Here is a 10,473-nt window from a genome sequence, read left to right as displayed (position 1 = left end):
TCGAGATCCTATGTTCGTGGTCAAGCCTGCTGGAAGCAGGCTTGACCCACCTTCAGCATGGCCGGATCGAAGTCCCGGCCGCTTTTGAACACACCCCAGGCGATCCTGGCCAGTTTTCTGGCCAGGATGTTGAAGACGGCGGTGCTGGGGTGACCGCGTTTTGACAGCTCGTCGTAGAGCGGTTGCCCCCGACGACACCGCTTGAGCCCCATGGCGGCCATGTAGAGCATCTGGCGCAGCACTGGCGCGCCCTGTTTGGACAGCCGACGCCGTCCCGTTCTGCCGCCAGACTCGTTAGGCCGGGGATCCAGGCCGGTGCAGGCGATCCACGCGTTGGCGTTGGCCAACGGCCAGCGCGTCATGTAGTAAATCAGGTGAGCGGCGACGGCGGGGCCGATACCAGGGATGGTCAACAGGCGCTTGTAGAGCGTGCCATGCTCTCCATCGCGACCCAAGCGCTGCAGTTCGCTTTCCAGCTCGGACAGCGTCCCAGCCAGAGCGCAGAACAGATCTGACAGCTCCCCGGGGGCACTTTTGCTTACCCCGAAGGATTGCTCCAGGCGCGCGCGTGTCTTTACCAGCGTCTGCCGCTTGCGCAGCAAATCAGGCGCGCGCGTGTCTTTACCAGCGTCTGCCGCTTGCGCAGCAAATCGTGCATCTGCTGCTGCTCATCGGTACGCGGTACGTATTCACGCAGGCGATCGTTCTCCTTCTTCACGTACCGGGCGATCGCTTCGGCGTCCATGGCGTCCGTCTTGCCACGCGAGCCCGTCGCCCGGCCGTAGTGCTTGATCAGACGTGGATTGATCACATAGACAACGTGGCCTGCTTGGCCAGCCATCCGAGCCAACAACTCGTAGTACCGCCCCGTCGCCTCCATGCCAATCCGGCATCGCTGGGGCAAGGTGTTGAGCCACTGGGCTATGCCGGCCCGGGTGTTGGCGATCCTGTCGCCGGCCTTGCGGTCGGCCACTGCCGGTACGAACTCCTTGGAGTCCACGTCCACGCCAATATCGAGAGAATCAGACATTTGTACGGCTCCCAGCTATCTTTAAGGGGCTGGGGTGGTACCGCACCGACGTTAGCTTGCCTACATCGACGATCCCCTTTGGGGGCCGTACGATCCTTTATCGACGTTCGTGTGCGGGATGGGGATCGCTCGACTCGTCTGTCGGCTAGTATCCGCAGATGCATGCTTGACGGTCCCTCCACCCTGGCTCCTACATACCTCGTAGGAGCCGGGAGGAACATACAAGCCATGCTCGACTGCGCCGCAATAATGTAGAGCCGAGCCATGCTCGGCTGATGGGCCACGGAGTCGAGCATGGCTCGACTCTACAAAAGAGCGTCCTGATCGCTTCGGGGTTCATCCACGCATTGCGTGGATCTACGCGATCAGTACCAGGCCATCCGGGAACACGATCGCCGCTTCATCGGCACTCACGTCGAAGAAGCCCACGCCGTGCTTCTCGGCCAGATCCTGCACGCGGCCATGCGCGCGCTCGGCCACCGAATAGGCGAACGCGCCGTAGATCACCTGACTACCGATGCTGTACTCGGTCACCTCAGCACGATCATCGTCGTCATTGCTCAACGGCCCGTTCATTGGCGGAAATTCCTGTGCCATCTCCGCGAACCACGCCTGCAACGTGGGACTGCTGACCGCCGGGTCGTCGTACTCGTGGCGTTCGTTCCACTGCGTCTGCTTCTCGAACCAGGCGATGAAGGCCGCCGCCTCACGTGGAGCGGTGCTGGCCTCGAACACCATCATGTCGTAACTCATTGAACCGTCCTGTGGGCGTGGTGAAAGGCTGCCGGGCGTCGCCCGTCGCTAGTGCTCATTATCAGGCCGATGCAGTGTTGGCATCCGCCAACCCCGGCGCCAATGCCTTGGCTTCCGGGAACAGCGCGAAGCGCAGGCCGATCAGGCCCATCAGGGCTTCATCGCGGGCCTTGCAGGCGGCCACACTGCCGACCCGGCCCAGCGAGGTATCCAGCCGCTCCCGCAGCGCCTCGGCCGCCACAATCGGTTTGTGCGCGGCGATCTGACGGCGGTAATGCACGGCGATTTCTTCCAGGATGTGCTCGACCGCTTCGCGGCTGCGCTCGGGCAGTTCCAGCCGTGCGCGACGCAACTGCAGGATGTTCAGGCCGATGCGCGCCTCGTTGAGCATGTCCACCGAGGCGATGTCGCTGCCCTCGGGCGTCGCTGCCAGGCGCGGTGCGAGCAGGCCCAGCAGGTCGAGCATGCGTGCGGCGAAGCGCTGCCGGTCCTGCTGGCCACGGCCTTCGGCGGCCTCGGCCAGCGTGGTCCAGCCCTGCCGCACCAGGCGGCGTGCGGTCCACTCGGCACCCACCGAACGGAACAGGCGGGTCATCACCACCGCAAAGCCAATGCCGATGAACATCGCAATCGACGAGTTGAGGAAGGTCTGGATGTTGGCGCTGTAGGTGTTCTGCAGGCTCAGCAGCGCGGCCAGGTTCACCGTCAACGGCAACGCGAACAATGCGCTCTTGGGGTGGTGCAGCATCAAGCCCAGCGGCAGGAACGCCACCGCCAGCACCAATGCCAGCAGGCCGAAGTCGTGCACCGCCGGGAACACGCCGAACAGGTACACGCCAGCCACCACCGAGGCGACCATCGCCCACACCAGGAACGACACCATGCTCGGTGCAGGGTCGTCCTGTGCAGCGAAGAATGCAGCGGTCACCGCGGCCATCATCGCGCCGTTGCCACCACCTTCCCAACCCAGCGCGATCCACAGCACGCAGTAGCTCATCAGCGCCACGCCGGCACTGAGCGCGGAGAACAGCGCCATGCCGTAGTCGACGTGCTTGTCGGCGGCCACGCGTTCGGTGCGGATGCGGTAGTGCGCGCGGTCCAGTGGCGCGGTGCCGTGGTCGATCGCGTGCTGCAGGGTGCGGCAGTCCTGCCACAGGTCCACCAGTTCCTCCAGGCGCAGCAGCAGGCTGGCCAGCTGCAGGTGCTGCAGGTCGCGGTCCACCTGCGGCTTCAGTGCGCTGATGCGCGCGCGCAGGCGGGCGTACTCGCTGGCGTTGGTCGGCCCGTCCAGCCAGTCATGGATATCGTCGACCAGTGCCGGCAGTCCTTCCGGCAGGGCCTGGCCATCGCTGCGCAGCGCGCTCAGGCGGTCGGCAATCGAGGACAGCACTGGCAACAGCAGCAGCATGCGCTCGCGCAGGCGCTCCATCGACACCGCCGAACCGGCATGGCGTGGATCATCACGGCGCAGGAACTCGATCAGCGCCTCGAACTGCACCAGGTCGGCGGCCAGCCGGTTGCGCGGCGCATGCGCGCGGCCACGTTCAAGGATCTGCCGGCACCACTGCGCGGCGTCCTCCATCCAGTTGCCGATGCGCGCGCGCAGCATCGGACGTACCGAGGCCGGGAACAGCAGCGACGCGAACAGCACCGCCACCACCGTGCCAAGGATGATCTCCTCGCTGCGTGCCACCACCGTGTCGAAGATGGTTTCCGGCGAGGTCACCGCCGGGAAGCCGATGAAGGCCGTCGTGTAACCGGCCAGCAGGAACGCGTAGCCGCGCGGGCCGCGGTTGAGCAGGGCCATGAACAGGCAGCCGGCCAGCCAGATCGACATTGCCGCGCTCAGCACCAGCGGCGATTCCACCAGCGCCGGCAGCACCAGCAGGGTGGCCAGGCCCGCCACCAGCGTACCGACGATGCGGTACACGCCCTTGGCGCGGGTCGGGCCCAGCAGCGGCTGGCTGACGATGTACACCGTGCCCATCGCCCAGTACGGGCGCGACAGGTTGCCGGCCATGGCGATGTACAGCGCGGCCACCGCGGCCAGGTAGGTCTTGATCGAGAACAGCCAGGCCTGGCGGTCGGTCAGCGCGTTCATGGCTTACTTCGCTGCGGTCGAGGCGTTGGGCGCGGCGGCGCTGGCCTGCCAACCGCCACCCAGCACCAGGAACAGGTGGATCTGGTCGCGCGAGACCTGCGCTTCGGCGGCGGCCAGGGTGGCATCGCTGGTGGCCAGGCTGCGGTCGGCATCCAGGCTGGACAGGTACGGCGTGCGGCCGCCCTGGTACAGCCGGCGGTTCTGCTCGGCGGCCAGTGCGGCCTGCTCCTGCGCGATGCGCAGCGACTGCAGCCGGCGCAGGTCCTGTGCATAGCGGTCCAGTGCGGTCTGGGTCTCGCGCAGCGCCTGCAGCACGGTGTGGTCGAACTCGGCCAGGGCCGCATCGGCACCGGCTTCGGCGGCGTGGATGCGTGCGTGCGTGCCGGACGACGGCAGCGTCCACGAGATCAGCGGGCCGATCGACCACTGCTGGGTCATCGGCGTGCCGAAGTCTTCCAGCAGGCCGGCGGCACCGAGCGAGGCACCCAGGCGGATGTCCGGGTACAGCTCGGCGGTGGCGACACCAATCCGCGCCGTGGCCGAGGCCAGCTTGCGCTCGGCCTGGCGCACGTCCGGGCGACGCTGCAGCAGTGCACGGCCATCACCGACCGGCAGCGGCTGCGCCAGGGCGGGGGCGTGCGCGCAGTCGATCACACCGGCCGGCAGCTGGCCCGGGGTCTGCCCCAGCAGCGCGGCCAGCGAATAGGCGGCCGCCGAGCGCTGCGCCTGCAGCGGCGGGAGTGCAGCTTCCAGCAGCGCCACCTGGGCATTGGCGCGGGCCAGTTCCGGCGGCGTGCCACGGCCGGCCGCGATCAGGCGCTCGGTGACCGTACGGCTGCGCTGCTGCAGCTGCAGCGAATGCTCGGCCACGTGCAGTTCGTGGTTGGCGTGGCAGATTTCCAGATAGCTGTCGGCCACCTGCGCGACCACGCTGACCTGGGCCAGATCGCGTGCCGCGGCGACCGACTGCTCGTCGGCACGGGCCGCTTCGGCGCCGCGCTTGAGCTTGCCGAACAGGTCGAACTGGTAGCTGACCGCGAACTTGCCATCGGCCAGGTTGATCACCGGCAGCTCGTGTTCCTGCAGGAACGATTCGGCCGACAGCTGCGCGCGGCTGACCCCGGCCTCGGCCTCGTACTCGAAGCCACCGGCGTCCAGCGCCTGTTCGTACACCGCCGCCGCACGACGCAGGTGCGCATCGGCGGCCTTCAGCTCCACGTTGTCACGCAGCGCCTGGGTGATCAGGCCATCCAGCACCGGGTCGTTGTACAGCGACCACCAGCGGTCGGGCAGCGCCTGGTTGGCGGCGATCTGCGGGTTCTGGGTATCGATGAAGGCGGCATTGGCCTGCGGGCGCTTGAACGCCGAACCTTCCGGCAATGCATAGTCCGGGCCGACGGTCCTGCACGCGGCCAGGCTGGCCAGCGCGACGATCAGGCCGAGACGGGGCAGGGCGGCGTTCACAGGCCCGCCTGTGTCGGCGCCGTGCCGGCCTTGTCGTTGTGCGGATGGCGGCCGGTGTCCACGGTCACCGTGGCGGTGCGGCCGGCGATCAGTTCCACACCCTTGGGTACTTCGTCGATGGCGATGCGCACCGGGATGCGCTGCGCCAGGCGCACCCAGTCGAAGGCCGGGGTCACGTTCGGCAGCAGGGTGCTGCCATTGCTGCGGTAACGGTCCTCGATGCCGGCGGCGATGCTTTCGACATGGCCACGCAGCGGGGTCGATTCGCCCATCAGGCGGATGTCCACGGCTTGTCCCGGGGCCACGCCACGCAGGCGGGTTTCCTCGAAGTAACCATCGATGCGGAACGAGCCGGTATCCAGCAGCGCCAGCACCGGCTTGCCGGCCACCACGTAGTCGCCCACGCGCATGGTGCGGTCGTTGACCCGGCCATCAGCCGGTGCGCGCACCTCGGTGCGCCCCAGGTTGAGCTCGGCCAGGTCGACCGCCGCCTGTGCGGTGGCCAGCGCGGCCTGTGCGGCCTGCAGCTTGGCGCGGCGCACTTCGGCGTCCTCGGCGGCGACCAGGTCCTGCAGGCTGCGGTCACGGCCGATCTCGCGGCGCAGCTGTGCCACCGAGGCCTGGCGCTCGCCCAGGCTGGCCTTGGCCTGCTCCAGCGCGATGCGGTAACGGGCACGGTCGACCACGAACAGCAGGTCGCCCTTCTTCACCGCCTGGTTGTCGGCCACCTGCACCGTTTCCACCAGTCCGGATACGTCCGGCGCCACCTGCACCACGTCGGCGCCGACATGGGCATCGCGGGTCCATGGCTCATCCATGTAATAGACCCACAGCTGGCGCAGCACCAGCAGGGCGACGATCACGGCTGCGCTGGTGAGCAGCACCGGCAGGGTCTTCTTCACGATCTTGTTCACGATTGCATCCAACGCAGGAGGTGGAACAGCAGGCCCAGCACGATTCCGTACAGCGCCAGGTTGAACAGCGCCGGGTGCCATACATGGCGATAGGCGCCGGCACGCTGCAGCAGCGCGTGCAGGCCGCTGTTGACCAGATAGGCCAACAACATCAACCCGAGCAGGGTCGGGACGAACACTCCGTGGAGACTGAATTCACCGGGCATCGGTAGGGGCGGGGGCGAGGTGGGGGAGGGGAGGAACAACGAAACAACAGCAACGGGCAAAAGCCGCTGGCGTGTGCACGGCAGCGGCGGTATTCGGGGGCAGCGCTCTTACGTGATGCGGTCGGCAGCCTCGGCCAGCAGGCGCCATGCCTTCAGCACGGCGTGCAGTTCATCCATGGAAAGCTCGCCGAACACGTCCTGGCGCAGGCCGATCAACTGGTCTTCCAGCTCGCTGACCAGCGCGTGTCCCGCGTCGGTCAGCCACAGCAGGTTGGCGCGGCGGTCGCTGGCGTCGCTCTCGCGGCGGACCAGGTCGCTGGCGCACAGCTTGTCCAGCAGGCGCACCAGGGAAGGACCCTCCATGCCCAGCTGCTGGGCCAGCGCCACCTGGCGGATGCCACCGCCGGAGCGGCCGATCATCAGCAGCGGCATGGTGCAGGCGGTGGAGATGCCGTAGCTGCCGAGCCGGCTGTCGGCCAGGCGCTGCCACTGCCGCCCTGCGTAAAGCAGGCCGGAGCTGAGCTGCATCTGCAGCACGGTGCGCTCGTCGAGGGGTCGGTCCATAAGAGATAGATAGGATACTACTAATTTCATTCCTATCAATGGTTTTTGCTGAATGGGCGGGGTGTAGTGAGGAAAGCGTTGCGCCTGCCTGGTGTCGGGTGGGGCAGCAGCAGATGCAGTGCGGACCAAGGTCCGCACCCACCAAAGCAGGAAAAACCACAGCAGCGGCGCGGTGCTTCCGGAGCCATGAACCCCGCTTTTGACTCCCGCTTTCGGGCGGTCCGGTCGCGCCCGCAGGAAACCGTCAAGGAGGGGGAGAGGGGGCTGCGCAGGACCGTTGGCGCCATGGATGGCGCCATCGAGCCCCCATGGGTGAGGGCGCTTTGCCTGCGAGGCATGCCTCGCAAGCGCTCGAACGCACAGCCGCCAGCGGCTGGGCCGGACCCCGGAGGGGGGTTTACGGCGTGTCCTGCGCAGCCCCCTCCCCCCTCCAGGCCGACAGCAACGACGCGCCAACAACGACCCCCCGATGAACCGTCCCAACAGGACGACCCCCCCCCCCGGTCGGGTACGATGCTCGCCCCCCGATCGGGACGCTGTACGCAATGAGCAAGAACAACGAAAAGGCCGCCCCGCAGGGCGACGTGACCCAGGACCAGGCCGAGGATGCCGTGCGCACCCTGCTGCGCTGGGCCGGTGAGGACCCGTCCCGTGAAGGCCTGCTGGATACCCCCCGCCGTGTCGCCGAAGCCTATGGCGACTGGTTCAGCGGTTACCGCGACGATCCGCGCGCCTACATGGAGCGGACCTTCGAGGAAGTGGCCGGCTATGACGAACTGATCGTCCTGCGCGACATCGAGTACGAAAGCCACTGCGAGCACCACATGGCGCCGATCATCGGCCGCGTGCACGTCGGCTACCTGCCGGCCGGCAAGGTGGTGGGCATCAGCAAGCTGGCCCGTGTCGTCGAAGCCTACGCCCGCCGTTTCCAGGTGCAGGAGAAGATGACCGCGCAGATCGCCCAGTGCATCCAGGATGTGCTGCAGCCGATCGGTGTCGGCGTGGTCGTCGAAGGCGCCCACGAATGCATGACCACCCGCGGCATCCACAAGCGCGGCGTCAGCATGGTCACCTCGAAGATGCTGGGCAGCTTCCGCGACGACGCGCGTACCCGCGCCGAGTTCCTGCGCTTCATCGAAGTGGGCGGCAAGCGCTGAGCCGCTTGCCCGCACCCCGCTGGCCCCGCGTGGCCGGCATGCCCACGGCTGCCTGCACGGCAGCCGTGCGTGGCTGCTCGTCCCCGCCAGCCCTCATGACTCCTTTCGCTGCATGAAGCACCGCGAACGCATCTCCCGTTACCGCCATCTGCGCGAACAGCCCCAGTGGAAGCTGCTCGCCGCCGACCATGCCCCGGAAATCATTGGCCTGCTGCAAGGGCTGCTGATGGACGGCGAGCGCACGCTGTCGTCGTCGGTGCTCAACGAGCGCCTGCAACGTGCGCTGGACCAGCTCAACGGCGACGAACTGTCGCGCGACCTGCCGCGCACCGCGCAGGCCTACATCGCGCACTGGCTGGCCCAGGGTTGGCTGGAACGCCGTTTGCCCGAAGGCGCCGACCAGGAGCAGTACGAACTGTCGACCGCGGCGCTGCAGGCCATCCGCTTCGCCGACGGCCTTGAGCAGGCCCGCGTGGCCGCCACCGAAAGCCGCCTGGCGCTGGTCATCGAACAGCTCTCGCAGCTGGCCGCACAGACCGAATCCGATCCGGACGCGCGCCTGTCCGCGCTGCGCGACGAGCGTGACCGCATCGACGCTGAGATCGCCCGTGTCGGTGCCGGCCGTGTGATCGCGCTGGACGGCAAGCGCGCGCTGGAACGTGCGCGCCAGATCATCGGCCTCGCCGACGAGCTGACCGAGGACTTCCGCCGCGTGCGCGACGACTTCGAACAGCTCAACCGCGATTTCCGCGAACGCATCATCGACGACGAGGGCGAGCGCGGCGACGTGCTGTCGCAGCTGTTCGAAGGCGTGGACGTGATCGGCGAGAGTGATGCCGGGCGCAGCTTCCAGGCCTTCTGGCGCCTGCTCAACGACGCCGAGCAGAGCGCCCAGCTCGATGCCGCGCTGGAAGCGGTGCTGGCGCGTGGCTTTGCGCGCCGCCTTGACCGCAACGAACGCAACTTCCTGCGTGGCTTCACCAGCACCATGCTCGAGCGTGGTGGCCAGGTGCACGACGTGCTGCAGAACTTTGCGCGCAGCCTGCGCGGCTTCGTGCAGAGCCGTGGCTACCTGGAACAGCGCCGTCTCAACCAGTTGCTGAAACAGGCGCAGTCCGAAGCGCTGGCGCTGCGCGACGAGTTCCCCGCACAGCGTGGCATCGGCCGCGACCTGCAGCTGACCACCAGCCGCCTGCGTTCGTGGTCGCAGTGGAAGCTGCATGATCCGCGCAGTGCCCAGGTCGATGGCAACGTCGAATACAACGACGCGGCCGCGATCAGCCTGGAAAGCGTTGGCGACCTGGTCGCCTCGTCCGAAATCGACTTCCGCACCCTGCGCCGCGACCTGCACGACCTGCTCGATGCACAGCCGCGGCTCAGCATTGCCCAGGCGCTGTCGCAGCGTGAAGCGCCGCAGGGCCTGGGCAGCGTCATCGGCTACCTGTCGCTGGGCACGCGCTTCGGCAACGTGATCGCCGGCGAGCAGGAGCTTGCCGAATGGCGTGGTGGCGACGGCCAGATCCGTCGCGCCCGCATCCCGCTGGTTTGGTTCACCCAGGAGAGACGCCATGAGCTGGCATGAAGATCCCATCGATGCAGCGCAGGCCGACGTGGCGGAAGACGCCTACGAAGCCGAGCCGGTGGCGGCCGTGGCACAGCCCCGCCGTGGCAACGACGTGTACTACCTGGGCGATACCGGACGCCTGCCGCTGGATGCGCGCCGCGCGCTGTGCCAGCTGCTGATCGGCCCCAGCATCGACCAGCTGCGCCACGCCAAGCTGTGGCCGGCATTGATCCGCAGCGAAGCCGCCATCCGCTCGTCGTTGGCCGACCTGTTCCTGGAACTGGTACTGGATCGCGACAGCGGCGTGGCGTTCACCCGCCAGGCCGATACCGAAGACGTCGACGCGCCGGTGCTGCTGCGCACCTCGCCGCTGACCTTCATCGACTCGGTGCTGCTGCTGTATCTGCGCCAGCAGCTGGCCGAGGCCGATGCGCGCGGCAACCGCGCGGTGGTGGCCGATGCCGAGATGGCCGAAGCACTGGCCATCTACGAGAAGAACCTGTCCACCGACCGCGCCGGCTTCAACCGCCGTGTCGCCTCGGCGGTGCAGAAAATGAAGGACAACCACATCCTGACCCGCCTCAGCGGCCAGGAAGACCGCCACGAAGTCTCGCCGGCGCTGAAGCTGCTGTTCTCCGCCGAAGACGTGTCCCAGCTTTCGGCGGTGTACCGCCAGCTGCGCGAAACCCCGGCCGCCGAGGCCTGAGAGACCCTAACATC

11 protein-coding genes are annotated in these 10,473 nt (G+C 67.6%); 3 read left to right on the top strand and 8 right to left on the bottom strand.

The genetic code is table 11. The features are described 5' to 3' along the window. Nucleotides 1-20: 20 nt before the first annotated feature. From ACZK3W_RS21800 to ACZK3W_RS21765, 8 genes are all read right to left on the bottom strand, one after another. The gene (locus tag ACZK3W_RS21800) at nucleotides 21-602 is read right to left on the bottom strand and encodes a transposase (RefSeq protein ID WP_478450272.1); all 582 of its coding nucleotides are present in this window, start codon (nucleotides 600-602) and stop codon (nucleotides 21-23) included. Next, nucleotides 575-1,030 carry an IS110 family transposase gene (locus tag ACZK3W_RS21795; RefSeq protein ID WP_478450271.1) on the bottom strand — a complete coding sequence of 152 codons (456 nt, stop codon included), beginning with the start codon at nucleotides 1,028-1,030 and terminating at the stop codon, nucleotides 575-577. The genes ACZK3W_RS21800 and ACZK3W_RS21795 overlap by 28 nt, the downstream gene beginning before the upstream one ends. A 357-nt stretch (nucleotides 1,031-1,387) precedes the next feature. Next, a complete protein-coding gene (locus tag ACZK3W_RS21790; protein ID WP_125895899.1) occupies nucleotides 1,388-1,783 on the bottom strand; it encodes a hypothetical protein in 396 nt (131 codons plus the stop codon). A gap of 61 nt (nucleotides 1,784-1,844) precedes the next feature. Then, the gene (locus tag ACZK3W_RS21785; RefSeq protein ID WP_293799478.1) at nucleotides 1,845-3,884 is read right to left on the bottom strand and encodes an FUSC family protein; all 2,040 of its coding nucleotides are present in this window, start codon (nucleotides 3,882-3,884) and stop codon (nucleotides 1,845-1,847) included. Between the two features lie 3 nt (nucleotides 3,885-3,887). Next, nucleotides 3,888-5,348 carry an efflux transporter outer membrane subunit gene (locus tag ACZK3W_RS21780; protein ID WP_049400357.1) on the bottom strand — a complete coding sequence of 487 codons (1,461 nt, stop codon included), beginning with the start codon at nucleotides 5,346-5,348 and terminating at the stop codon, nucleotides 3,888-3,890. After that, on the bottom strand, nucleotides 5,345-6,262 hold the full coding sequence (locus ACZK3W_RS21775) for an efflux RND transporter periplasmic adaptor subunit (RefSeq protein ID WP_032973896.1): 918 nt from the start codon (nucleotides 6,260-6,262) through the stop codon (nucleotides 5,345-5,347). Before ACZK3W_RS21775 ends, ACZK3W_RS21780 begins: the two co-directional genes overlap by 4 nt. Further along, on the bottom strand, nucleotides 6,259-6,468 hold the full coding sequence (locus ACZK3W_RS21770; RefSeq protein ID WP_010487502.1) for a DUF1656 domain-containing protein: 210 nt from the start codon (nucleotides 6,466-6,468) through the stop codon (nucleotides 6,259-6,261). Before ACZK3W_RS21770 ends, ACZK3W_RS21775 begins: the two co-directional genes overlap by 4 nt. Nucleotides 6,469-6,576: 108 nt before the next feature. After that, complete coding sequence (locus ACZK3W_RS21765) at nucleotides 6,577-7,032, bottom strand: MarR family winged helix-turn-helix transcriptional regulator (RefSeq protein ID WP_012481667.1); 456 nt, start codon at nucleotides 7,030-7,032, stop codon at nucleotides 6,577-6,579. Nucleotides 7,033-7,577: 545 nt separating this feature from the next. Here ACZK3W_RS21765 and folE point away from each other — a divergent pair. From folE to ACZK3W_RS21750, 3 genes are all read left to right on the top strand, one after another. Beyond that, nucleotides 7,578-8,189, top strand: coding sequence for a GTP cyclohydrolase I FolE (gene folE, locus ACZK3W_RS21760; RefSeq protein ID WP_004141296.1), 612 nt, complete (start codon nucleotides 7,578-7,580; stop codon nucleotides 8,187-8,189). Nucleotides 8,190-8,301: 112 nt separating this feature from the next. Next, a complete protein-coding gene (locus tag ACZK3W_RS21755; protein ID WP_046985163.1) occupies nucleotides 8,302-9,771 on the top strand; it encodes a DUF3375 domain-containing protein in 1,470 nt (489 codons plus the stop codon). Further along, on the top strand, nucleotides 9,758-10,459 hold the full coding sequence (locus ACZK3W_RS21750) for a DUF4194 domain-containing protein (protein ID WP_005411692.1): 702 nt from the start codon (nucleotides 9,758-9,760) through the stop codon (nucleotides 10,457-10,459). The genes ACZK3W_RS21755 and ACZK3W_RS21750 overlap by 14 nt, the downstream gene beginning before the upstream one ends. Nucleotides 10,460-10,473 lie beyond the last annotated feature (14 nt).

This window comes from Stenotrophomonas sp. 80084_Sma (assembly GCF_056481995.1).
The sequence above is the reverse complement of the archived record's forward strand: the minus strand, read 5'-3'. Positions and strand labels throughout refer to the sequence as shown.